This is a genomic window from Thermaurantimonas sp. (assembly GCF_046299575.1).
Taxonomy (GTDB): Bacteria; Bacteroidota; Bacteroidia; order Flavobacteriales; family Schleiferiaceae; genus Thermaurantimonas.
Genome location: NZ_JBKBHX010000009.1, coordinates 1,056 through 26,206 on the forward strand (window position 1 = coordinate 1,056; position 25,151 = coordinate 26,206).

General features: G+C 45.5%; 22 protein-coding genes and 1 CRISPR repeat array. Of the genes, 1 reads left to right on the plus strand and 21 read right to left on the minus strand.

The annotated features are described in order from the left end of the window. Positions 1–209 (minus strand): hypothetical protein (locus tag ACK4EX_RS11070; protein ID WP_409772770.1); only part of this gene is annotated, 209 nt, incomplete at its 3' end. A gap of 58 nt (positions 210–267) precedes the next feature. After that, positions 268–2,762: direct repeats of the CRISPR family, unit length 37 nt; unit sequence GTCTTAATCCTTGTTTTAGTGGAAGATACATGGCGGG. Positions 2,763–2,895: 133 nt separating this feature from the next. After that, positions 2,896–4,443 carry a DUF7017 domain-containing protein gene (locus ACK4EX_RS11075; protein WP_409772773.1) on the minus strand — a complete coding sequence of 516 codons (1,548 nt, stop codon included), beginning with the start codon at positions 4,441–4,443 and terminating at the stop codon, positions 2,896–2,898. A 142-nt stretch (positions 4,444–4,585) separates the two neighbouring features. On the opposite strand from ACK4EX_RS11075, the gene ACK4EX_RS11080 reads away from it, so the two are divergent. After that, positions 4,586–4,861 (plus strand): hypothetical protein, encoded by a 276-nt coding sequence (locus ACK4EX_RS11080; protein WP_409772775.1) that lies wholly within the window; start codon positions 4,586–4,588, stop codon positions 4,859–4,861. 61 nt (positions 4,862–4,922) lie between these two features. On the opposite strand, the gene cas2 is transcribed toward ACK4EX_RS11080, so the two are convergent. The 19 genes from cas2 to rsmD all read right to left on the minus strand — a co-directional run bounded on the left by cas2 (position 4,923) and on the right by rsmD (position 25,151). Next, positions 4,923–5,396 (minus strand): CRISPR-associated endonuclease Cas2, encoded by a 474-nt coding sequence (gene cas2 / locus ACK4EX_RS11085; RefSeq protein WP_409772776.1) that lies wholly within the window; start codon positions 5,394–5,396, stop codon positions 4,923–4,925. A gap of 11 nt (positions 5,397–5,407) precedes the next feature. Continuing rightward, positions 5,408–6,448 (minus strand): CRISPR-associated primase-polymerase type B, encoded by a 1,041-nt coding sequence (locus ACK4EX_RS11090; protein ID WP_409772778.1) that lies wholly within the window; start codon positions 6,446–6,448, stop codon positions 5,408–5,410. Next, positions 6,445–7,434, minus strand: a complete 990-nt coding sequence (gene cas1, locus ACK4EX_RS11095) for a CRISPR-associated endonuclease Cas1 (RefSeq protein WP_409772781.1) — start codon at positions 7,432–7,434, stop codon at positions 6,445–6,447. The genes ACK4EX_RS11090 and cas1 overlap by 4 nt, the downstream gene beginning before the upstream one ends. A gap of 140 nt (positions 7,435–7,574) precedes the next feature. Next, positions 7,575–7,850: a hypothetical protein gene (locus ACK4EX_RS11100; RefSeq protein WP_409772783.1), complete on the minus strand. Its 276-nt coding sequence runs from the start codon at positions 7,848–7,850 to the stop codon at positions 7,575–7,577. 41 nt (positions 7,851–7,891) lie between these two features. After that, the gene (gene ruvB / locus ACK4EX_RS11105) at positions 7,892–8,929 is read right to left on the minus strand and encodes a Holliday junction branch migration DNA helicase RuvB (protein WP_409772785.1); all 1,038 of its coding nucleotides are present in this window, start codon (positions 8,927–8,929) and stop codon (positions 7,892–7,894) included. Then, positions 8,926–10,185, minus strand: coding sequence for a M16 family metallopeptidase (locus ACK4EX_RS11110; protein WP_409772788.1), 1,260 nt, complete (start codon positions 10,183–10,185; stop codon positions 8,926–8,928). Before ACK4EX_RS11110 ends, ruvB begins: the two co-directional genes overlap by 4 nt. A 15-nt stretch (positions 10,186–10,200) precedes the next feature. After that, a complete protein-coding gene (locus tag ACK4EX_RS11115) occupies positions 10,201–10,929 on the minus strand; it encodes a cyclase family protein (protein ID WP_409772790.1) in 729 nt (242 codons plus the stop codon). Positions 10,930–11,071: 142 nt separating this feature from the next. After that, positions 11,072–12,361: a UDP-N-acetylmuramoyl-tripeptide--D-alanyl-D-alanine ligase gene (gene murF, locus ACK4EX_RS11120; protein WP_409772792.1), complete on the minus strand. Its 1,290-nt coding sequence runs from the start codon at positions 12,359–12,361 to the stop codon at positions 11,072–11,074. 2 nt (positions 12,362–12,363) lie between these two features. Next, a complete protein-coding gene (locus ACK4EX_RS11125; RefSeq protein ID WP_409772794.1) occupies positions 12,364–13,299 on the minus strand; it encodes a DUF4249 family protein in 936 nt (311 codons plus the stop codon). A gap of 6 nt (positions 13,300–13,305) precedes the next feature. Continuing rightward, complete coding sequence (locus ACK4EX_RS11130) at positions 13,306–15,678, minus strand: TonB-dependent receptor (protein WP_409772796.1); 2,373 nt, start codon at positions 15,676–15,678, stop codon at positions 13,306–13,308. Between the two features lie 9 nt (positions 15,679–15,687). Beyond that, entirely contained in the window at positions 15,688–18,498 is a 2,811-nt protein-coding gene (gene polA / locus ACK4EX_RS11135; RefSeq protein WP_409772799.1) for a DNA polymerase I, read from the minus strand. Between the two features lie 82 nt (positions 18,499–18,580). After that, positions 18,581–18,862 (minus strand): hypothetical protein, encoded by a 282-nt coding sequence (locus ACK4EX_RS11140; protein WP_409772802.1) that lies wholly within the window; start codon positions 18,860–18,862, stop codon positions 18,581–18,583. Positions 18,863–18,992: 130 nt separating this feature from the next. Next, positions 18,993–19,187, minus strand: a complete 195-nt coding sequence (locus tag ACK4EX_RS11145) for a cold-shock protein (RefSeq protein WP_409772804.1) — start codon at positions 19,185–19,187, stop codon at positions 18,993–18,995. A 212-nt stretch (positions 19,188–19,399) separates the two neighbouring features. After that, the gene (gene ruvX / locus ACK4EX_RS11150) at positions 19,400–19,825 is read right to left on the minus strand and encodes a Holliday junction resolvase RuvX (RefSeq protein WP_409772922.1); all 426 of its coding nucleotides are present in this window, start codon (positions 19,823–19,825) and stop codon (positions 19,400–19,402) included. After that, positions 19,801–20,868, minus strand: coding sequence for a glycosyltransferase family protein (locus ACK4EX_RS11155; protein ID WP_409772806.1), 1,068 nt, complete (start codon positions 20,866–20,868; stop codon positions 19,801–19,803). Before ACK4EX_RS11155 ends, ruvX begins: the two co-directional genes overlap by 25 nt. Positions 20,869–20,884: 16 nt before the next feature. Continuing rightward, positions 20,885–21,835 (minus strand): signal recognition particle-docking protein FtsY, encoded by a 951-nt coding sequence (gene ftsY / locus ACK4EX_RS11160; RefSeq protein WP_409772808.1) that lies wholly within the window; start codon positions 21,833–21,835, stop codon positions 20,885–20,887. A gap of 4 nt (positions 21,836–21,839) precedes the next feature. Further along, positions 21,840–22,460 (minus strand): C40 family peptidase, encoded by a 621-nt coding sequence (locus tag ACK4EX_RS11165; RefSeq protein WP_409772811.1) that lies wholly within the window; start codon positions 22,458–22,460, stop codon positions 21,840–21,842. Continuing rightward, positions 22,457–24,604: a M1 family metallopeptidase gene (locus ACK4EX_RS11170; RefSeq protein WP_409772814.1), complete on the minus strand. Its 2,148-nt coding sequence runs from the start codon at positions 24,602–24,604 to the stop codon at positions 22,457–22,459. The genes ACK4EX_RS11165 and ACK4EX_RS11170 overlap by 4 nt, the downstream gene beginning before the upstream one ends. Continuing rightward, positions 24,546–25,151, minus strand: a complete 606-nt coding sequence (rsmD, locus tag ACK4EX_RS11175; protein WP_409772816.1) for a 16S rRNA (guanine(966)-N(2))-methyltransferase RsmD — start codon at positions 25,149–25,151, stop codon at positions 24,546–24,548. The genes ACK4EX_RS11170 and rsmD overlap by 59 nt, the downstream gene beginning before the upstream one ends.

The window sequence follows — 25,151 nt, forward strand, 5'->3', positions numbered from 1 at the left end:
TGGAAGATACATGGCGGGAGGTGGATGTATTCTTCCTCCAGTTTTTGCAGGAAGGGTCTTAATCCTTGTTTTAGTGGAAGATACATGGCGGGAGGTGGATGTATTCTTCCTCCAGTTTTTGCAGGAAGGGTCTTAATCCTTGTTTTAGTGGTGCAGACGACAGAGTGTCTGCATCCATTCATGCAACTGCTCACTGCGTTGGCAGGCATTCATGGAAAGATACATGGCGGGAGTCTCCACGAATAATCGAAAAGACTATCTCGGAGAGTCTTAATCCTTGTTTTAGTGGAAGATACATGGCGGGTCGGCTGCAAAGCTTTCTCTCGATGAGCCTAAACGAGGTCTTAATCCTTGTTTTAGTGGAAGATACATGGCGGGTGGTTATAAGATAAAAAAGACCAACGGCATGTATTATGCGTCTTAATCCTTGTTTTAGTGGAAGATACATGGCGGGGAGATAAATGACCTGCGCAAGAATTTGTAGTCTAATTGTCTTAATCCTTGTTTTAGTGGAAGATACATGGCGGGAAGAGAGATATGAAAATTGTTAATTTAACACCACATCCGTCTTAATCCTTGTTTTAGTGGAAGATACATGGGGGGATGATGGGGCAGCAAGTGGAAGAAAACATCAACATGCGTCTTAATCCTTGTTTTAGTGGAAGATACATGGCGGGCTGATTGCTAAATCTCTTAAGCATGCAACTTAGAAATTGTCTTAATCCTTGTTTTAGTGGAAGATACATGGCGGGTTCTAATTACGAGCCCTACTGGTGGTGGAAAAGATTAGTCTTAATCCTTGTTTTAGTGGAAGATACATGGCGGGAATATAGTAAGACTGAATACAGGTCTTTGGCTTTGGAAAGTCTTAATCCTTGTTTTAGTGGAAGATACATGGCGGGAAAATATGAGTAAAATTGTTAATTTAACGCCACACCCGTCTTAATCCTTGTTTTAGTGGAAGATACATGGCGGGGCTTATAAAGATCAGTTAGTTAAGGATAATCAGTTGAAGTCTTAATCCTTGTTTTAGTGGAAGATACATGGCGGGTTTTTCAAAGCATTTGTGATTATTTCAAAGCATTTGTGGTCTTAATCCTTGTTTTAGTGGAAGATACATGGCGGGTGTTAAAGTAAAGGACTCAGACATCCCCCTGACCATATGGTCTTAATCCTTGTTTTAGTGGAAGATACATGGCGGGATTACATTGTTTTTGACGTACCTCAATTCGTTGAAGTGTCTTAATCCTTGTTTTAGTGGAAGATACATGGCGGGGACAAAAAAATCCTCATAGAAACCCGAGAGGGATTCTATGTCTTAATCCTTGTTTTAGTGGAAGATACATGGCGGGTTCCAATAATTAAGAGCATTAAACATATAAAATAAACGTCTTAATCCTTGTTTTAGTGGAAGATACATGGCGGGGACGAGATCGATAAGGCGAAGCCTATGGTCGATGTGTTGTCTTAATCCTTGTTTTAGTGGAAGATACATGGCGGGGGGAGTAAAGAAATTTTCAAAACTGTGGTGGGAATAACGTCTTAATCCTTGTTTTAGTGGAAGATACATGGCGGGACGTACCACCAACGGCTACATAGCCGTATGGAGTCCTGGTCTTAATCCTTGTTTTAGTGGAAGATACATGGCGGGGAACCGGGTATAAAAAGATTCTATAAAATTTGGTGGGGTCTTAATCCTTGTTTTAGTGGAAGATACATGGCGGGCGGTTGAAGAGCTATTTCCAATAGAAGTAAAACCAGAGTCTTAATCCTTGTTTTAGTGGAAGATACATGGCGGGGGCTGGGAGATGTGGCACAGCCACGTTTGTGGCGTGGTCTTAATCCTTGTTTTAGTGGAAGATACATGGCGGGAATTTTTCCGCTACTTGTATAGAAGTACATCACTTAAAAGTCTTAATCCTTGTTTTAGTGGAAGATACATGGCGGGCTCTTTGTTTTTCGAGTGGAGCTTCGAAATCAAAAGCAGTCTTAATCCTTGTTTTAGTGGAAGATACATGGCGGGTGGTGCAGTTAGAAAATTGTGTATCTACGTTTAATAAAGTCTTAATCCTTGTTTTAGTGGAAGATACATGGCGGGGTGGTTACGTCCTCGTGGACGAATCAACCGGGATAAGTCTTAATCCTTGTTTTAGTGGAAGATACATGGCGGGCATTTTGGGAAAAACTTAGTAAATGGGAAAAAAGAAGTCTTAATCCTTGTTTTAGTGGAAGATACATGGCGGGTAAGAATTATTTTAAGGAGTACACGGTTGTAAGAAAGTCTTAATCCTTGTTTTAGTGGAAGATACATGGCGGGGCTTCGTGTTAGCCATGAGGCCGTTGGAATGTAATGAGTCTTAATCCTTGTTTTAGTGGAAGATACATGGCGGGTATGATCTTTTCGATCTGTTAAACGAAAAAGCCGCCGGTCTTAATCCTTGTTTTAGTGGAAGATACATGGCGGGAAAATAGAAGGCAACACTACATCGAATTTATCGATGGTCTTAATCCTTGTTTTAGTGGAAGATACATGGCGGGAGACATGTGTCTGAAAGCAACGTACATGTAAGACTAATGTCTTAATCCTTGTTTTAGTGGAAGATACATGGCGGGCAATTACTGTCGCGTGGGGTCAGATCCCCGCGGTATGGTCTTAATCCTTGTTTTAGTGGAAGATACATGGCGGGCACTATACATTTGTAGCATAAAATCTAAAAAACATGAAGTCTTAATCCTTGTTTTAGTGGAAGATACATGGCGGGAGGTAAATTTGTAAATGATTATTATTCAGGCACTTAGTATGGTTTAAAACGCTATTTGGGCACATGTTTCTCATTTATAAAACTACTGTTTTAGGATTTGCAATTGTATTAAAAAGTTTTGTTATATGCAATATCAGTTGAAAATTTTTATGCATTTCCAGCCTGGTTTTTCTTTTTTCTTGTCCCATGATCGCATTACAAGGGCTTTGATGTATTGGTCGTTGGTGAGCTTGTGTTTTTGAATAAGCTGGGGAGGTATGTAATACTTCTGCTTTATGAGGGCAAATTTGCCGTCGGGGGATATTTTTACGGGTCCTTCAATGGTTTTAAGGGGTGGATCGGTTTCAGGGGGTTGAATTGCCTGGGTGAGTACCAGGTGACTTTGCACATCGCTTGTATACAAAAGTGCCTGATAGTACCCTGCTTCGATCTGTGTGTTTTTTGTAAAATTGGTAATTCTGGCCTTGCCGTGATGGGTATTGTCGGCGTAGTACTCGTAAATTTTATTTCCTACCGGCAGGCCGATAGCTATTTTGAGCGGTAGGTAATCGTGGTAGATGATTTCGGCTGCGCTGTGGATGAAGTCCGGGATCCATTGATCGTCAGGAATTTCGACGGTGTGATCGTACCATTCTGAGAGGATGTACTCACGCAGCTCAGCAGGCAGGCGCCAGTTCTGATCTTTGTGCTGGCTATAGATGGTAATCAGTACGTTAATCTGAGAGCTGGCGAGCTGATAGAATCGATTGGCGAGGAAGAGGGGGATGATTTTTTTTCGGGCACGAATGGAGTATTCGGGTTTAGGTGCAAGGTTTATGGCCATAGCGAGGAGTGCCTTCTGCTGCTCGGGATCGCCGGTGGTATCGGCCAGTGTGGTGTAGATCCAGAATTCCTTAGGTCGTGTACGGGCGTAGTTTATGAATTCGGGCCGTGCATCTATGGGCTGGCGCAGGGTCTGGGCGAGCTTGATGCGATAGAGTATGAGGAAATGGAAGTCGGGATTGTGCTGATTGATCAGGGCAAGGCGAGAGAGCAGGTGAGTGGCCTTGTAGACGAGGCGTGGGTGCTCAGGATGCTCGGGTGGTGTGGTGGCTAGCCGTTGAATAGTAAGGCGGGTGTAAGCAAGCCAGGTGCGTTCGGCAAGTGTGATTTTCTGCCCGGATTTAGGTGGTTCACCGGCCGTGGCCGGGTTTTGATAAGGCTGATAGTCTTCGGTACGCAGGTTTTTGAGGTTCCACCATTCGAGGATTTCGTAGGCATGAGGGTAGGAGCGGGTATGGGTGAGCAAAGCAGCTAAAAGATAAGAGTGGGCCTGAGAGGGTCGGGGATAGGGTATTTTTTTTATGACTTCGAATAGCTGATCGAGGCTTTGGTAGGTAAAGCCGGGATAGGTGGTAATTTTGAATATATGTCGCGCTAGTACCCAAACCAGTTTTGAATGTAGATAATCGGATGCAGGTAGGTCGAGGTTGAGATACTGCTGTGCTACCTGGAGAAGGTTGGTGAGTGAAGGCGGGTGGGTGGTGTGATCGATTGATGCGATGTATGATAGTGCGAGCGACCTGCGGCAGTAGAGATTTGAAGGGTTTTTCTGATGTGCTTCTTCGGCCTGCAGCTTTGCTTCGGGGAGATTGCCGGACTGGATTAAGGTCTGAATATGGGCATAAAATTCTTTGTCCATTGGTCTTGGAATAATTTGTGATTACCGATGGGAAAATAATAAAAACCAGATACTTTAAAAGGTTGTTTGGGTGAAATTTCTGATATTTTCTACGGAATCAGATGCCGTACAGAATACATCCATATAGGTGGGATGGGTGTGAATGACTGGTGCACGAAGGTTATTGCATTTTTTTGGGGTTGAAGGGTATGAAAGACTCAGGTACCGACCGCATAAAGTAACAAATGGTGATGTGCTACCGGGCGATGTAATCTGGTGGCGAGCTATAGTAATGGTGGAAGTGGTAGATAAAACCTGTCTGATGTCTATGTACTGCAGGATGGTGTGGACGAGGGTGGTAAATGCTGTAAGGGAGAAAAAGAAAAATCAGCAATTCATTTCAGGCGGAAAGGTGTGTAAACCGGGGTGGAGGATGTAAGGCGTGAAAGGAACCGGGAAGGTTGGGGCAAAGGTGTGAGTGATGCATCGTCGGGCTAAGGTCAGAAGAAGAGTGTATTAGGTGGGGAGATGATGGAAGTGAGAGTGATTTCGCGACCAATGATTTTCATGGAACGTATATCGGAAGTATTGACCGGGACGAGGAGTATGGAATCCTGATTTTCGTAGTAGGAGTTTACTTCCTGAAGGGTAGTATAGATGTCTTGAAATTTAGGGTGGTCAGATCGAGCTATGAATACGGACTTTTGTATGCGGATGCATCCCTGGCGAATGAGGTATTTGGCAATTTGGGTACGGATTTTATCGTTTTCGATGTCGTACATAATCAGGTAAATCATTTCGGTGGATTTTAGTTGATGGTTGAATATTTTCAGGATCTGACGGAGGCGTTCGTCCATAGGCTGGAGTGGGTCGGGTGGTTCGGGTGGGTTTAAGGTGTGCGCACGAAGGTTTTTTTGATAGATTTTATGGAGTTTTTCTTTAAGAGGATATGGACGGTTTCTGGGCTTGGACATGAATAGGAAGATTAGGCTGACTGATCGGGTGGATTGGGTAAGTCTGATAAGGAGGTAGTGAGAAACTGCTCAAGGAGTTGACGACACAGGTCATTGAGCTGAGGATGAGTACCGGTCTTGGGGGTGGGTACTACGGAATAGCCTTTTTTACCATAGAAGAGGTTGATTTCAGCACGCAGGTTGCCGGCTTTAAGCTGGAATTTACGACCGAAATTGATGGGCTGTATGTCAACAACTTCGATGTGACTCTGGGCGAAGTATTGGATAATTTCCTCTTTGAGCTGATCGACTTCAGGGGGTACATAGTATTTTTTTTCGCGAAGCGGGCGAGCTTTGGGGTTGAGTTTGGATTTTATTATGTTTAAAATTTCGGGGTTGAGATCCTCAGTTTTTTGCTTTGGTGGTGCGGGGGAGCTATTAAGTACCGATTCAGCCTGCTGAACTTCCTGGCGTATGGCGAAGAGATCGTCTGGCGGGAGTATGGAGAAGACGTCGATTTTTTCGTTTTCGGTGCGGGAGAGCAGGTCGGGATCGTGGCTGATGAAGGTGGCTCGGGAGATGTCGTGGGTGGCGCGGTCGAGCCATTGAGTAGCATTTAGTTCGGTGGCCAGGCGTGTGGCGAAAACTTTGTAAAATGCGGAGTAAAGAGGGGCATCGGAGAGGGGTTCTTTCAGCTCGAAAAGGAGCTTGAGGCCATCGGCTCCGGGCGAAGTGAAGATGGCTTTGACGGCGGGATGCGCGAAGAATTTGTTTTTCAGATCTTGCAGTTGATCGGGTTCCTGGCTTACGTGATCGAAGTCGATAATAATGAATTGTGTATGAACGAAATTTTCTTTACGGCGGAAGGGAGGATTGAAGATGGAGGTAGTGAAATAAGGGAGCTGGCGTTTTTTTTCGGCGTAAATTCTGGGGTCGAGGGTGCGAATTCGCCTAAGGTGAGCAATGAGGCTGGCAAGAGATGGTTCGGGCTGACGGATGGTGTGTAAAAGCTGGTGAATGGTAATTTTTTCCAGTGGCTCATCGGAAGCCATAACAGATCGGCCGTACATCATGATGATGTGAATTTTAGAAATTTCTGAGCGAGGGAGTGGGCATAGTTTTCGAGGTGAGTGGCGCGAGAGCGCTCGAGCTGTCCCTGGGTGACGACTTCGGCGAGGTAGTCGTTTACGCTTTGGATGAGGATGCGCTTGCCTATGCCGTCGAGGAGGTACTCGCGTTGATTTTCTATGCGAAAGCATTCGTCAAAGAAGGCATTGGCTCGAAAGAGGGAAACTACGACATAATCGATCCAGTAGCGATATTTTTCGATAATGTCGAAGACGAGAGCTGGTCGGTTGTAGTCGTCGCGGTGGTAAATACCCATGTAGGGGTCGATTCCGGCTTTGATCAATGCGCCTTCGACACGGCTGTAGAGAATGCCGTAGCCGTAATTAAGGGCGCAGTTGAATGGGTCGAATGCCGGGTGCTGTGAGCGCTGGTTGAATCGCCACTGTGAGGGCAGAAGCAGGGATACTGCCTCGAAGTAGCGCCGAGAGGCTACCCCTTCCCAGCCTCGGAGTGTAGGAGCGATGTCAGAAATATGTGTAGCTTGTGTGGCTTGTATTTTGGATTTGTAGTCTTCGAGGCTATTGATGACAGATTGGATCCGGTGGTCGTCGGGTGAGCGATCATCGGGTTTGAAGGCGAGCAGCAGGGTGATCTGGTTATCGAGCTTTTCGGTAAGGAGATTTTTGATAAATCCTACGGCCTCGGATGAATAGAGAAATTCGACCTGCTTCTGCCGGATGGTGGAAATGGAGCCGAACTGTACGGACCATACGCGTCCGTGGGGTTTACCTCGACTGTCGATAAAAATGACATCGATGCTGTGCTGAATAGCGAGCATGATGGCATCGGAGGTGACGGCTGCTGATGGATGTACGAGGATGCTACGGACCTGCTCAGCGGGGATTCGCTGCTGGCCCTCGAGGGTGGAGATCAGGAAGGCGTTGTTTTCCTTGCGGAGGGTGAGGCCGTGAGAGTTGAGTACGAGTTGCATACTCAGTTGTTTTACACAAAATTACTGATGATTTAAAAGAAGATTGTGCGTGATTTTCGGACAAAAATTGGTAATATGCAAATGTACAGATATGGTGGTAGCTGGTGACGGTAAAGGTACCTAAGGGCTGTGCAGGTGAGCTAGGATAAGATGCTGTGGGAGGGCTTTCTGAAACCAGAGAGGTGATCGTACAGGCGAATGGGGTAACAGTGGGAGTAGGTGTACGGAGGTGTAGTGCGTGAGGGATAGAAGCGGATATGAGCCGCAGCAGACGGGCCTGAGGCACACAGGGCGAGGAGGCGACAGGCGAAGCCACCGCAGCCCGATGTGCCTCGCCCGGCTGCAAGGCGAATATGAGCGGATAGCCCGACCCCTGACGAAGGCGCCTGTGGCGCCTTGTCAGGGGGCACGCCCAAAAAAACAGAAAGAATGATAAAGGATTGACTGGATGTAGGGTTCAGTCCTGAATGTCGAAGAGGAGGGGAAGGCTGGTTCCTGGTGGTTTTTTGCCGAGGTGTCGATAAGCCTTATCCATAGCGATGCGGCCGCGGCTGGTGCGTGCGATGAATCCTTCCTGGATGAGGTAGGGTTCATAGACTTCTTCTATGGTGCCGGCCTGCTCGCCTACGGCGGTGGCGAGGGTATTAATGCCGACGGGGCCACCGCCGAACTTATCGATGATGGCGGAGAGGATTCGGTTGTCCATTTCGTCGAGGCCGTGCTCGTCGACCTGGAGTGCGGTGAGGGCAAAGCGGGTAATGTCGAGGGTGATGGTGCCGTCGCCTTTGATTTGGGCGAAGTCGCGCACGCGACGCAAGAGGGCATTGGCGATGCGGGGTGTGCCGCGTGCGCGACGGGCTATTTCCAAGGCGGCATCGGGATGAATGGGGACGCCAAGGATGTGTGCGCTTCGAATGACGATGGTGGAGAGCAGTTCAGTGGTGTAGTACTGAAGGCGTGCATTGATGCCGAAGCGGGCGCGGAGTGGGCTGGTAAGCAGGCCGCTACGGGTGGTGGCTCCGATGAGGGTGAAGGGGTGAATCTGAATCTGTATGCTTCGGGCTGCAGGGCCTGAGTCGATCATGATGTCGATTTTGAAGTCTTCCATAGCCGAATAGAGGTATTCTTCGACCACGGGTGAGAGGCGGTGGATCTCGTCAATGAAGAGTACATCGCGTTCTTCGAGGCCGGTAAGCAGTCCGGCGAGGTCGCCGGGCTTGTCGAGTACGGGGCCAGAGGTGATTTTGATGTTGACTTTCAGTTCGTTGGCAATAATATTGGCCAGGGTTGTTTTTCCTAAGCCCGGAGGGCCGTGGAGAAGTACGTGGTCTAGGGCTTCACCGCGCTGATTGGCGGCTGCTACGAAGACTTTGAGGTTTTCGACTACGGCCTCCTGCCCGGCAAAGTCATCGAAAGTAGCCGGACGCAGTCTGCGTTCGATTTCGACTTCCTCGGGAGCAAGACGGTTTTTATCGGGATTAAGGTTGGGATTCATGCCGATTCAAAGATAAGGGTCGAAAGTGCGTCGGGATTCAGGTACGTGTGTGCTGCCTGCTGGATGCGCTGGGAGGTAATTTCGCTGATTTTCTCCCAGATGTGGGTGGTGTCTTCGATCTTTTCGAAGAGCTCCCAGGAGCGGGCCGCATTTATGATTTGATTGAGGGCGTGTTCTTGTTGTATGAGGTAATGTCCCATAAACTGGACTTTGGCTTTCATGAGCCGTCGTTCGGTGAGGGGCATGTCGATGAGCTTGCGCAGTTCAAGGTGGATGAGTTTGAGTACTTTTTTCAGTGAGTCCTTATCGGTGCCAAAGTAAATACCCAGGAAGCCGCAATCGGAGTACGCATTGAAGAAGGATTCGAGTTCGTAGGTCAGACCGTATTTTTCACGGATGTTAAGTGTCAGGATGTTGTTTAAGCCAGGGCCGCCGAGCATATGGTTGAGCAGTGCGAGGGTGGGGTAGTCGGGGTGATGTACACCTGGTGTGAGTATACCCAGAGCTGCATTGCATTGGTGATTGTGGTGCTGGCGCACGATGTTGAAATGGTGAAAAGTAGGGGCTTCGCTTCGTTGGCGGGCTCGCCCTAAGGGTTGATAGCCTGCTGTGGCATTTTCAGCCCAAAGTGCGGTGGTTTCAGGCTTTACCTGACCGCTGAAGAAGAGGATGATGCGCTCAGGGTGGTAAAGCTCAGTGGTAAAGCGGATAAAGTGTTCGCGCTGAAAGGAGCTTACACTTTCGACGGTACCTAGTATGTTACGACCGATGGGATGACCGCCGGTGATCAGCTCGTCAAACTCGTCGAGCAAGGCATCAGAAGGTGAGTCTTTATAAGAATGTATTTCTTCGCAGATGACTTCAGCTTCCTTGCGGATTTCTCGATCAGGGAAGGTGGAGTGAAAGGTGATTTCAAAGAGCAGTTCGATGGCTTCACGGGCGTGCTGACGGAAGCATGTGGCGTGCAGGATGGTGCTTTCGCGGGAGGTATAAGCATTGAGCTCACCCCCGCGATCGTCGAGCCTTGAGAGGATGTAGCGGGCGGTGTGACGGGTGGTACCTTTGAAGAGCATGTGCTCAGTAAAGTGCGCGAGGCCGCCTTCGTGAGGCAGTTCATCGCGTGTACCTGCCTTAATGAGCAGTCCGCAATGAGCGATCGGCGACTTCGTATATCGATGCACAATTGTCAGCCCGATGGGCAGGGTATGAATGTGTATATCTTGTTTTTTCTTTTTAACAACGTTGTGTAAAACCATTTTTCAGTCAACAATTTATATGTAGGGAATAAGAAATACACGCGCGGGCACAGCATCGGTGTACATAGCCGGGTGCTGAATGTGCAGGGCGTATGGCCCGTCGGGCAGAGCGTCGGGTATGTAGAGAAATTCACCAATGAGGGCGGGTTTAGGGCTGTGGGGCAATTGATGCTCCCAGAAGCTGTGGTGGGCGGCTAGGGCGCCATTGTCACGCTCCGGGTCTACGGAAGGGAGGTCGATAAGCAGAATGAAAATTCCGCTATTAGCCAATCGCTTGGCATCATCAGCTGTGAGGAAGGAAGGATTGGTGTTGGAATAGCAGGTGTGGACCTTATCAGGCGAGTTTGGCAACGTGCGGATGACAATGGCTTGAACGTCGTAAGGCAGAGCAGGCCAGAGCGTGAGAAGGTCAAGAGCACCAGAATTGTCGGCAGCTGCCGTAAATAAATAGGCTTTTAAAAACAATGGATTTACAACCGGCGAAATGGAATAAGTGTGGTTAATGTGACTAGCCGTTTCGATATGGGTGCCGTGTGCGTGTGGGTTGATGAAGAGATTGTAAAAGTTGACGCTGCCGCCTTCGCGGGTAGAACCCACCCAATCGCCGAGCCGCACCGGTTCGCGACGGGGCGGACCAATGTACCAGGCTCTTTCTTTTGTCATCGAAAAATCTATTGGCAGGCTGATTTCGTGCATCCTGGCCAGGTCAAGGCGACGGCCGTCGAGTTCTATTTGAATGTTCATAGAAATAAACGCACAAAAGTACAGCTAAGAAATCTGGTATTAACTTTTCAGAGCTTACTTGATCGACTTGAAGTTGTATAATAAAAAAGCCGAAAATCAATACGTAAAATTTCCGGCTCTTGTTTTAGGCTTGAATACCAGTTTATGCTAAAATTCCTAAAACGGGATACAATTGCTCTAAGGCCATTGAGCGCGAAGCTTTTACTAAAATAGTCTTATTGGTAGGGTCATAGGATTTAAAAAACTCTATGGCTTCTTCAGTGTTGGGCAATTTTTTCCATTTGTTTGATTTTGTCCTACCGAAATTTTCTCCGATTAGATACACTTCGTCTATTGCGAGCTTTTCACATAGCTCAGCGATGTATTGGTGAGCTTCGTCGGTATAGTCGCCCAGCTCATACATATCGCCGAGAATGGCCACTCGCACTCCGTCAAATTCTGCCAGATTGCTTACAGCACCTTCCATACTGCTGGGGTTGGCGTTGTAGGCATCGCAGATGATGCGGGCCTTGCCGGTATCTACAAGTTGAGAACGGTTGTTGTCGGGCGTGTATGCGGCAATGCCTTTAGCGATTTCATCAATCGATAGTCCAAAGTGTGCCCCGAGAGCTATGGCAGCTGCGATGTTGCTGAAGTTGTATCGGCCGCTCAGACGGCTTTCGATGATGTGGTCGCGGAATTTTACAGACACAAATGGTTTGGTGGCGTTGAGAGTGATTTGATAATCTGCCATATCGCTGGTGCCAAAAGTGATAATCCGACTAATGCCAGCCGATTTTTCGACTTGCTTGGCATCGTCAATGTTTACAAGGGCAGTTTTACCGTGCTGACGGGCATAGTCGTAGATTTCGCTCTTGCCCTTTATGATGCCCTCCACACCGCCGAAGCCTTCGAGGTGGGCAAGTCCATAGTTAGTGATGTACACATAGTCAGGCATGGAGATGGTGCAGAGAAATTCGATTTCCCTTTGGTGATTGGCACCCATTTCAATTACAGCGATTTGGTGATCAGGCCTGATTTCGAGCACCGATACTGGCACGCCAATATGGTTGTTGTAGTTGCCTCGAGTAGCATAGGTTGAGAAGCGTGTGGCAAAAACAGACCGGAAGAGTTCCTTCGAGGTAGTCTTGCCATTGCTGCCGGTAAGGCCTATGACCGGGATGGAGAGCTGACGGCGGTGATGGCGCGCAAGGTCCTGCAGGGTGGCAAGGGCATCAGCTACTACAAATACGCGCTCTATGCCTTGCAGGGAAGGATCGTCGGCAATGGCGAAGAGTGCTCCGCTGTCGAGGGCTTGTTTTACAAACAGATTACCATCCGTTTTGGAGCCTTTTAGGGCTACAAAGAGGGATTTACCTGAGAGTTTACGACTGTCGAAACTCACACTGTCGCATTGAAGGTATGCACTGTAAATTTCTTCTATACTGTTCATTTTCAAGGTTGAATGGGATATTTGCCGGTATTGAGTCCTATGGACACTCCTATTCCGTTAGAGGAGTTGCCAAAAATAGGCTCAGGCGTGGAGAAGAAGGAGTCTTCGGAATAGTAGTACGCAAAATAGGAAGCCACATACCTTGGAAAACTTTCGGATACCACGCCGAATTCGATTCTGATCTTCTGAAGTAGGGATGGGTTAAAGTTTCGGATGTTGATTTTAATGGTTTGATTGGGAGTTGGTTTAGAAGAATTATCTACATAAAAACCAAACCTGGTATAGAAGGCTGAAGAATCGGGCTCAAGCGGATCAAATCCTGATAGATTGTAGGCCTGAAAATTTGGGTCAAGACAGGTAAACTCCACCCATTCCCAGGTATTTGGATTCATACTGGTGGCAGTGGTGGAGATCAGATAGGTCTGAATGCCCTCAGGATTGTCAAAAGTAATTGTCACTTCTCCGGTGTTCGGATTGGTTAGCTTAACCGATGTGGGAATTACTCTCGGCACATGGGTATAGGTATGCGATACATCCTTTTTACCGGGGTGACTGGCGACTATTTTGTAGGTCTTGCCGGGAGTAAGAGGGACGATGGACTTGAAATATCCAGAAACCAAAGTATCAAGCCGACCGGTCATCCAATCATATTCGATACGGATCTGCTCTATTTTTTGCAGATTCTCGACAAACTGGCCGTTTTCGAAGAGAGCCACATTGGTGCCCTGAGTGAGATAAGTATTAACTCTTCTTTTAGACAAAGGGTGCAGTACATCGCTTACCCACACAATAATGGTACTGTCGCCGGGTGAACGCTGGTCGCGGAATACTGCATTGACAGCCATCCGGGTATCGTCGAAATCGATATCGAGGTCGATAATGGTTTCGCAACCGGTTATTGCCAGGATTGCGATCAGAAAGGTTAAAATCTTTTTCATACGGGATTAAAATTTCAGGTAATAACTCACAGAGGGAATAATGGGGAAGAGGCTGACCAGTTTATAAGCGCCCTTGTCGGGATCGTTGTTGTTGAAGTAATCGATGTAGATAAAAAAGGGATTTCTACGGCTGTAAAGGTTGTAGAGGCTGATGTTCCATGTGCGCTCGATGCCGAAATCCAGTTTTTTATGAAAATTCAAACCAATGTCGGCCCGGTGATATGCCGGCATACGGAAGCTGTTTCGCGGGCCGAAGTAGGTAACGCTGGTCAGCTGGTCGGGATTGATAAAAACTGGACTGTATCCACTCCAGAAGTCTATAGGCAAGGTAGCAAACTGCCCCATCGGGATGTTGGTGGCGATTCCGGTGCCATACACCCATGTGAAGCCGATGTCGAAGCGTTCGCTGAATTTGTGATTCAGAACAATCGATACATCATGCCTTCGATCGAAGCGAAAAGGGTAGGGGAGGCCGTTGTTCAGCTCCTTGAATTGCCTCCAGCTCCAGCTCAGTGTGTAGCCGATCCATCCGGTGGTATTGCCGAGTTTTTTTTCGGCAAAGAGTTCGAGTCCGTAGCTCCAGCCGCGACCACCGGTATGGACCTGTGATTGCCAATCGACGGTGGAGTAGTAGCTGGCGCCGTTCTTGTACTCGATCAAATTGCTCATATGCTTGTAGTAGGCTTCAGCAGAAAATTCATATGTAGTGTTCATACTGTAGGTGGCACCGATAGCGACCTGGTGAGCAAGTTGTGGTTTTACCTTGTCAGTAGCAGGCACCCACAGATCAGTAGGCAGGCCGATACCGGTGTTACTTAGCAGGTGTATGAACTGCTGCATCATTACATAAGAGGCCTTAATCGAAGTCTTGTCGGTGAGCATATATCGCCCGCTCAGACGCGGCTGAAGCCCCTGATAGGTGACTCCTTTTACAAAATTCTGAGCATAGTGCAGTCCGAGGTTGAGTTTTGTGCGATTTCCGACAGACATTTCGTCTTCTATATATAAACCATTTTCTACCGATTGGATGCGTTTCGAAAAGTCCACCAAGCTATCGATGTTTGCCTGATTATCTCTTACCTGTAAGGCTCCAGGTCTGAAGTCGTGCAGGATGCTGCTCACACCGAAGCGCAGGTAGTGATTCGGGTTTAAGGCATATTCCCAATCGGAGCGAAGAGAAAAATCCTGGATGTACGAAAAAAATCGGGCTAAGACGTTCTTTGATGGATCTGTGCTATGCGTTTGAGAGAAGTAAGTGGTAAATCTATAACGGGTATAATTCAATGTAGTATTTACAAACATTTTGTTGTTAAACAGGTGATTCCAGCGCAATGAACCCGTATTGTTGCCCCACTGCAGGCCTCCTTCTACGGTTTCGGTATGTGTACCAAAATTTGTCCTGTCTCGGAAGAAAAACTTGTCTATACCACCGTAGTAACTGAGATACAGGCGATTTTTGGGATTCAGGATATAATTGATTTTTCCATTAAAATCACCAAAATAGTATCCACCTGTAGCGTCGTCATTTCCTGAGCCAATCAAAGGTCGGGTCAGCATGTCGAGATAAGTACGGCGACCGCTGAAGATGAAAGAGGCCTTGTCCTTGAGAATGGGACCTTCGACTGTAAGGCGTGAAGAAATCAAACCAATGGAGCCTTCGGCACCGAATTTCCGCATGTTTCCCTCTTTCATGGTAATGTCAATCACTGAGCTCAGGCGACCGGCAAACCGAGCCGGAAAGCCGCCTTTGTAGAGCTGTACGCTTTTGATGGCATCACTGTTAAACACAGAAAAAAAACCGAACAGATGCGAGACGTTGTACACAGGCACGCCGTCGAGCAATATGAGGTTCTGGTCAGGACTTCCACCGCGTACATAGATGCCGGTAAATCCCTCATTGCCACTCTGCACACCGGGTAAATACTGAATCGCCCGGAGCAGATCCGTTTCGCCGAAGAGCATAGGAATTTTCTTTACCGTTTTCATTGGTAGGTCGATGGAGCTCATTTGAACATTTTCAGCCTGTTTTTTCTCGGCTATGATGACAACTTCTTCCAGTTCGGCAATCTCTTCCTGCAGTTCCACATTGATTACCGTATCACGCCTGAGGTCAATTTCGTATTGCCTGGATGTAAAACCCAGCATGGAGAAGACGATGGTATGCCTGCCGCGCGGAATGCTCAGTGAGTAGTACCCGTAGTTGTTGGTAATTGTACCCACTTTCAGATTCGGGATGTACACATTTACTCCTACCAGCCGTTCGGCCGATCGCCTCTCGGATACAAATCCGGAGACTGTAACTCGAGTAGCCCTCTGGGCATAGGAAAAGACTGCACCGCTGGAAAGCAATACAGACAGAAAAAATTGTTTGATTTTCATATGGTGTGATTAATGTGCCTGAAGCCAGTTATCCCCTATACCCGTATCGGCCACAAGGGGCACTGCAAAGTGCCATGCGTTTTCCATCCTTCGCTTGATTTCGTCTTTAAGATGAAGTTCATCCTGATGAATCTCGAAAACAAGCTCGTCATGTACTTGCAGCAGCATGCGGGTTTTACAGGAGTTTTCGGTTAAAAACCGATGGATGTCGATCATGGCCAGCTTGATGATGTCGGCAGCACTGCCTTGAATGGGTGCATTGATGGCAATGCGTTCTGCCTGACCGCGCACTACTTGATTGCGGCTTTCGATATCGGGCAGATATCGACGTCTGCCCAGTATGGTTTCCACATAGCCGGTTTCACGGGCTTTTTTCACCTGATTGTCCATGTAATTTTTAATACCGGGGTACGTTTTAAAATACGCTTCTATCACTGCAGCAGCTTCTTGTCTTGTAAGGGTACTTTGTTGACTGAGTCCAAAAGCACTAACGCCATAAATAATGCCGAAGTTAACCGTTTTTGCATTGGAGCGCATTTCTTTGGTTACTTTTTCGCGAGGTACGCCAAAAACTTTGGCAGCCGTGGCTGCATGGATGTCTTCTCCGTTTTTAAAGGCCTGAATCATAGCTTCATCGCCACTGATGGCAGCTATGATGCGCAGTTCGATCTGAGAGTAGTCGGCTGAGAGTATTTTATAACCCTCGTCCGCCACGAAGGCTTCTCTGATTTTACGTCCGCGCTCGGTGCGGATGGGAATGTTCTGAAGGTTGGGATTGTTGCTGCTCAGGCGTCCGGTAGCTGCCACAGCCTGATTGAAGCTGGTATGTATGCGGCCGGTTTTCGGATGAATCATCTGCGGGAGGGTGTCGATGTACGTGTTTTTAAGCTTGGTGAGCTGTCTGTATTCCAGGATGAGCGGAATGATCGGATGTTCTTTTTCTAAGGTCTGGAGTACATCTTCACCCGTGGCATATTGTCCGGTTTTGGTCTTTTTGGGCTTTGAGCCTCCGACTTTGAGTTTTTCAAAAAGAATTTCTCCCAGTTGTTTAGGAGAGGCAATGTTGAATTTTTCACCGGCCAGAGAAGTTATTTCGTTTTCTATTCGTTGGATTTCGACATCAATTTCCTGACTTTGTTGTTTTAAGTTGGTAGTATCAATTTTTACTCCTGCCAGCTCCATATCTGCCAGTACGGGCACTAATGGAATTTCTACATCGTAGAATACTTTTTCACCACCTCGCTCAGCGAGCATTGGCTTAAAAACCTGAGCCAGCTGAAAGGTAATGTCGGCATCTTCGGCTGAATATTCAGCCACCAGCTTTACATCCACATCTTTCATATTTCCTTGACCGGCGCCTTTCTTTCCAATGAGTGTCTCGATGGATATGGGGCTATAATTCAGGTAATTTTCAGCTAATATATCCATGTTGTGCCGGGTGTCGGGATTGATGACGTAGTGTGCCAGCATGGTGTCAAAAACCCTGGCCGGTAGGCGAATTCCGTATTTTTTCAATACAGCGTAGTCGTATTTCCAGTTCTGAGCAATCCATAATTTCGATTCATCGGCAAAAAGTGGCTCAAACAAGACCAACCAGTCTTTTAATTCATCTTCATTTTCAGGGAGTTGAACGTAGTAACCTGTATTACTTCTGTAGCTGACAGCTATGCCAATGAGCCGGGCATCGAGTACATCGAGTGATGTTGTTTCTGTGTCAATGCAGATTTCGCTGTGGTTTTCGAGTACTTTAATAAGCTGTTTAAATCCCTGAATGTCTGAAATGAGAGTGTAGAGATGATCTGTGTCGCGAATGGTTTTTCTACCTGAAGAATGGGATTCCTGCGAATCAAGTTGCTCAAAAAGATTGAGTTGCACTGGCTCTCCTGAGGGAGAAGGGGAGGGGCTCTCCTTCGAATTGTCTTCTGTCGGTAAGCCGTACAGCTCTTTGAATCTGCGTGCTAATGTTCGGAATTCCAGCTCTCTAAAAACTTCTTCCACAGCAGGCAAATCGGGGGGGTCGAGCTGAAAGCGCCTTTCGTCAAACTCTACCGGTGCATCCGTCATGATGGTTGCCAGGCGCTTGCTCATCAACGCCTGTTCTTTTGCAGCTGTGATTTTTTCACCGAGTTTTCCTTTGATGGAGTGAGCATTTTCGAGCACATTTTCCAGTGTTCCAAACTCCTTGAGCAGCTTGGCTGCAGTTTTTTCTCCTACGCCTGGTATTCCGGGTATATTGTCAACAGTGTCACCCATCATGCCAAGCATATCGATGACCTGCTCTACGCGGTCTATATCAAATTTTTCACACACTTCCTTCACGCCCCATACTTCATTTGGATTGCCCATTCGGCCCGGCTTATATATAAATATTTTTTCAGTGACCAACTGCCCGAAATCCTTGTCAGGAGTGACCATATACACTGTGTAGCTCTCATTTGCAGCTTTCTGTGCCAGAGTGCCGATTACATCATCTGCCTCATAGCCATCTACTCCCAGTACAGGTATGTGCATGGCCTGAAGAATTCTTTTTATGTAAGGTACAGCGATTTTAATGGCTTCAGGCGTTTCGTCTCTGTGAGCCTTGTAATCAGCGAAGTCGATGTGTCTCTGGGTAGGCGCATCGGTATCAAATACTACAGCCAGGTGAGAGGGCTTTTCTGATTGAATCAAATCAAGCAGGGTAGTGGTAAAGCCAAAGATGGCCGATGTGTCCATCCCTGTACTGGTTACGCGGGGATTCCTGGCAAAAGCAAAATAGGATCTGAAGATTAAGGCATAAGCATCGAGCAAAAACAGCTTCTTGTCTCCCGGGGCTGTCATATAATAATATTTGAAGCGAAAATAGACCAACAGCCTTATAAAAGGGAGATCAAAAAAACCGGTTTAGAATAAATCTTCCGGATTACTCAAGATAATAAATTCGTCTGACGGGAAGTGTAACACCTGTTTTAAGGATAACCTGATCATCTGTAAGCCCCCAGATGGTTGTATACACTTTTAGCTTATTTGATTCGTCTTCAAAGTAAATGTTGAATTTTACCTTATCAGAGTTACCAAGAGTAAGAGCTTTCTGTAATTCCAAATTGCGCAACTTCCGCTGAATATCATCGGAAAGTACATCGGTTTTTGGGAAGTGCAGATTTCTTATGTTTTCTTTATCAATAGTTTTGAATTGTTCTTTCATGGCTTAATAATTTATTAATCCCAAATATCATAAATCTTTGTGATTTACATCAAACAGCATGCTAAAGGAATAAAAAAAGCCGCTTTTAAATAAGCGGCTTAAGAGAGCAACAAACAGTAATTCAGTTATATCAGGAGATTTTTTTTACATTCACTGCCTGAGGTCCCCGACGATTGGATTCAACTTCATACTGAACCCGATCATCCTGGCTGATCTTTTCATTCAGACCTGTTGCATGTACAAAAATTTCGCCCGATTGGTCATCGGCTACAATGAAACCATAACCTTTGGTTTCGTTGTAAAACTTTACTTTACCAGTTTTCATAATTAAAAAATATTCAAAATCAATTTACAAATAACGGCAACACATCGATACAACCGACATTTTCACAAAAATAAATTTTAATCATAATTTATATTATGTTAAATATATTTTTTTATATTAATTATTTAAAATCCTTGTGATTATTGTTTCAGGCTTATACTCCAGAATTATAGCAGGTACCTTTAAAATGGGCAATGCTTAAATTTCCTGTTTTATCTACTTGCTTCTAAAAAATCCTGAAGGATGATGGCTGCGCTCACCTGATCGAGATTTTCTTTTTTCTGTCGGTCTTTCTTTTTCATTCCAGAATCGATAAGGGCGCGTTGAGCTAATTTCGATGTAAAGCGCTCATCAATGCGATGAATGGTAACAGCTGGAAATTTTTCTTTAAGAAAGCGCGTGATTTTTTGATAGACTGCTTCCACATCTTCGTTAATGCTTCCGTCAGAACGTATCGGATAGCCTAATACCACAGCTTCAACAGGCTCACTTTGAAGAACTTTTTCTAAAAATTTTTCTATTTGCCGAGTTTCAATCGTTTCGCGTGGCGAGGCGATGATTTGCAGCACATCGGTCTCTGCTATACCGCAGCGTTTCAGTCCTGCGTCTATTGCTATAATCTTTTTAATGGCGCTAATGTTTTTAAAAGTTCTGAAAAATGTATACGTGTGTTTTTTATGTTTTGGAGTGAGTAAATGTTTTCTAATTCACACAAAGCTTTAGCTAAATTAAAATTTTTTTCATCCATTGCTATCGCCAGACGATTCAGAGCCAAGTGATGTGCATTGGCCTCTTGCTCGGGTTGACCTTGCGTAGGGACTACGATAGCTTTTATGTCAAGCCCTACCATCATACTAATTCCGCTAAAGCCGCTTCTGCCCACATAAATTTCAGACTCTGAGAGCACTTTGGCCACTTTTTCTAAGGTCAGAAAGTCGAAAATCAACGTATGTGACTCAAAGTAAGGCTTTGAACTGCCCCCAGCCACTCCCCTAACCAGTACAGTAGGTTTGTCTATTTTTTTAAACTCCTGTAATACAAGACTTTCCATATTTGTTCGAGCGGGTTCTGGTCCGCTTAGTATGGCTGCGATGTAGTACTTTTTTTCTTTTTTTTTAGTTGTAAAATCTTGATAATTGGGAATGTATCCGATATAATGAGCCTTTTTCTTCAGATTTCCAAAAACTTTTGTGGTAAATCCGCCAATTGGGTCGCCTTCAATGGCGGGTATCCATACTTGGTTAAACTTCTTTATTTGCAATCGATGAATGAAACCGAGCGTAAAGGGTCTTATTTCGATCTGATTGGTAATGTAAATGGATGGAACTTTTAAGCTGTGGCAAAAGGGTCTTGTATCTGAGATTAAAACATCGGGTTTATAACGATTAATTGCTCTTTGTATTGCAAACCATTCTTTCACAAAGGTGGGTATCATTCTGAAAAATGTAACAATCATTTTCAGAATTAACCATCTTCCTGACTTTGAATATCTTATATTGTATTCAGGTAATGGAATAATCGCACATTCGGGCAGGTGTTTTTGTAAAAATCTGAGGGCAACACCATCAGAGGCGATGTAAATTTTATGACCACTATTGACCAAATGCTGCGCTATGATGGTGCATCTGGCTGCATGTCCATACCCCCAATTGAGCACACACATCAGCACCGATGGATTCATTAGGCGCTATCTTAGATTATTTTCCAAAAAAGCTTTCTACAAAAGCCATTTTGTCGAAGGGCTGGAGATGATCGATGCCCTCCCCTACTCCGATGTAGCGAACGGGAATATTGAGCTGGTCGCTCACGCCTATTACGACTCCTCCTTTTGCAGTACCGTCTAATTTAGTCACGATCAATGAAGTAACCTGTGTAGCTTGGCTAAATTGTTTTGCCTGCTCAAAGGCATTTTGACCAGTGGATGCATCAATTACGAGCATGACTTCGTGTGGAGCCTCGGGAATAAGCTTTTGAATAACTCGCCGAATTTTAGCCAGCTCGTTCATCAAATGTGTTTTGTTGTGCAGTCGACCCGCTGTATCGATGAAGGCCACATCGGCCCCTCTTGAAATAGCTGACTGCACAGTATCATAGGCCACTGAAGCTGGATCGCTGCCCATCTGTTGCCTGATTACTGGTACGCCAGCCCTTTCACCCCAGGTAACGAGCTGATCAACTGCAGCTGCCCTGAAGGTGTCTCCGGCTCCAAGCACCACTTCTTTGCCCATTTTTTTATATCGTGCAGCTAATTTTCCTATGGTCGTGGTCTTGCCAACTCCGTTTACGCCAACGACCAATATAACGTATGGTTTTATACCTTCAGGTATTTCACTCTGCTGAGCATCTTCTTTCTCAGCCAAAAGACCAGCGATTTCTTCTTGTAAAATGCGATTTAATTCATTTGCTCCCAGATATTTATCTTTTGCTACGCGGTTTTGAATGCGCTCTATAATCTTTAGTGTAGTTTGTACTCCTACATCTGCTGTTAGAAGTATTTCTTCAAGCTCATCGAGAACTTCATCGTCAATAGTTGAGCGACCGGCTATGGCCTTTCCAAGGTTATGGAGAAAGGAGTTTCGGGTTTTTTCAAGTCCTTTGTCAAGGGTTTGTTTCTCTTCTTTTCCAAAGATTTTTTTTAAAAAATTCATGGCATTACTGGATTGAGGAGCTTTCGTTTTTCGATGGTTGTTTTACCCTGCCTCCCATGTAAAATCGTTGGTCGTAATACGGTTCTGTTAATCTCGAAAAAATTACGCCTTTTCGTACAGATGCATGTGCAAATACGCTATCGCCAATGTAAACGCCTACGTGATCGATGCGTCGTCCGTAGATTTTGAAAAATACGAGGTCTCCAGGCTTTAGGTCTTTTCTGGGAACAGGATCGACCTCTGTAAACAAATCGGCCGAGCGACGAGAAGTGAATTTGTGGTCAAACAGCTCTTTATACATCAGAACCGTAAATCCACTGCAGTCGATACCCTCGCGACTCATACCTCCGATGCGGTGGGGCGTACCTTCCCATTGGAGGGTAAAATCTGTAATGGCTTTTGCCTTGTCGTCAAAATTTTCAAACTGGCGAGCGGAGATTTTGATTGGAGCAGGCTCAGGAGTTTCGATTAGCGTTTTATCTATTTGTTTAGTTGGTGTTTTAGAGGTCGTTTGTTCCGTCCATTCGAAGCGCAGCTCATCAGTGCGAGCCGTTGTTTTTTGTTTTACTGTACATCCAATCAGCGCAAGTGAAAGTGCACCGATGAAAACTTTATTGCTTTTCACTGAGCCTGATTTTTGAAGGTAAAAATATAGAAGGTATTCGAACGGGTAATTTCAACCTGATTATTCGATGTGTCAATATCAGTTGTTTCAAGTTCAGGGTCCAATTCTACACGTACGGGCTTTTTAGCAAAGGGAAAAACCTTTGTGAATTCTTTTTCATTTTTAAGCCAAATTTCAGCTGGTAACCGTAGAACGTGTGTGGCACTATCTTCAAAAGTGAATTTTAATATGACAGGCATTATGAGACCTCCTTTATTCTGTATCGTGAGCTCGAGAAAGTAAGGGGTCTGCATCAGTTCTCTTTCGTTTTGGCTCAATCTGTTTTTAATTTCATCAGGCAGATTTTCAAAGGTTTCAACTTTCTCATACACATTATCTTTTTTGTGAACAATTTGAGGTACGAAAAGCCTGGCTGATTTCAAGTATTGGTCGCAAGCGTCAGTGGTATAAAACCATCCTCTCCAAAACCAGGACAGATCCTGGCCCACGGCATCTTCAATGGTGCGGAAAAAATCTTCGGGAGTCGGGTGTTTAAATTTCCAGCGATTGGCGTAATGGCGAAAAGCATGGTCAAAGAGTTCTCTGCCTAAGATGGTCTCGCGAAGTATATTCAGGCCTGTGGCAGGTTTTCCGTAGGCATTGTTTCCGAATTGGAGGATTGACTCTGATTGTGTCATGATGGGCACTAATGTCGAAGGATCGCTTTTCATGTAATCTACAATGTTGCGGGCAGCACCGCGCCTTGAGGGGTAATTTTCTTTCCATTCTTGTTCTGCAAGATATTGCAGATAGGTATTAAGTCCTTCGTCCATCCACGTCCATTGGCGCTCGTCGCTGTTTACGATCATCGGGAACCAATTGTGCCCAACTTCATGAATGATCACGCTGATCATGCCGTATTTGGTGGCTTTGCTATACGTACCGTCAGGTCTCGGGCGTCCACCATTGAAGCAAATCATCGGATATTCCATTCCAATGCGGTCTGTATGTACCGATATAGCAACAGGATACGGATAGTCGAAGGTGTATTTTGAATAAACTTTGAGCGTATGGGCTACCACCCTGGTAGAATACTCTTCCCACAATGGATTGCCTTCTTTTGGATAAAAGGACATGGCCAGCGGAGTATTTGTGCCCAACTTTACAGCCATTGCATCCCAAATGAACTTGCGGCTAGCCGCAAAGGCAAAATCGCGCACATTCTTAGCTCTGAAGTGCCATGTTTTAGTGTTTGTCGTTCGTGATTTCTCGTTATCTGAAGCTTCCTGTGGTGTTATAACAAATACTGGTTTGTCAAAGGTGTGCTTAGCCTCGTTAAGTCGCTTAAGTTGCTCTTTCGAAAGTACTTGAGAAGCATTTTGTAGTTCACCTGTGGCACCTACCACAAAGTCTGCCGGAACAGTTATCCGCACATCATAATCTCCAAAGGGAAACGTAAACTCACCTTGACCGAGAAATTGCTGTGTTTGCCAACCGCGGTCGTCGTTGTACACAGCCATGCGCGGAAAGAATTGTGCAATGGCGTATAAATAATTGTCATCAGCTGGAAAATACTCATAGCCCGATCTTCCTCCATATTTTAACCGATCGTTTATCGGATAAGACCATTTGATTTTAAAGGTGTATTTCTGACCAGGTTTTAATGGTTTTTTTAAATCAAGGCGCATCATGGTGCCGTTTACGTAGTATTTTTCATTGCTGCCCGATTTGTCTACCACTGCTGATAGGGTGAAACCACCCTTAAAATCAGGAAAATAATACGCCATCTCTTCTACACTGATGGTGTCTTTCATGCGCATCTTCGAGATAAGGCGAGCTGTACTGTTTTCGCGGCTTATGTTTTGATCGAGCTGAATCCACAAGTGTGTTAGAACATCAGGTGAAAGGTTGAGATAGGTGATTTCTTCTTCGCCTGATATAGATTGTGTTTTGTCATCTAAAACGATGGAAATTTTGTAATCAACCCGCTGCTGAAAATACTTAAATCCAGGAGCACCTGAAGCAGTTCGATATGCATTGGGCGTATTCCACTCTTCAATGCGACGAAATTTCGATGTGTTTACCCGCTCTTGCGCATTGGTATAATTAGCCGATAAAAAACTGATTATCAACCATAAAATAATCAATTGCTTTTTTTTCTTCATCGTCTTCTTCTTCGTCAGGTTTAAAGAATGAGAAATGAACGCTTCCATACTTGCGATGGTCGTAAAAATAGGGTGAATTCGTAAAGTCTTTGCGCTCAGAATGCTCAATTATCAACAAGCCATCGTTTGTCAAAAGGTTTCGATTAAAAACTTTTTCAATTATTTCTTCATATGGCTCAAACTCATAGGGAGGATCGGCAAAAATCAAATTATATTTATGATAAGCCTTCGACAAAAATTCTAATGCATTTTGATGAACAATTTTAACGTTTCTTAATCCCAGTTTTTGAGTCGTTTCATAAATAAATTTTGTACAAAGTCCGTTTATATCCACCGATGTAATATCTTCACACCCTCTGGATGCCAATTCATACGTAATGTTTCCCGTTCCTGCAAATAAATCAAGAGCTTTAATGTCTTCAAAATAAAAGTGATTAGCCAGTATATTAAATAGCGATTCCTTTGCCATATCTGTAGTAGGCCTTACCGGCAAATGGGCAGGCGCAATGATGCGCTTCGACTTAAATTTCCCGCTAATGATTCGCAT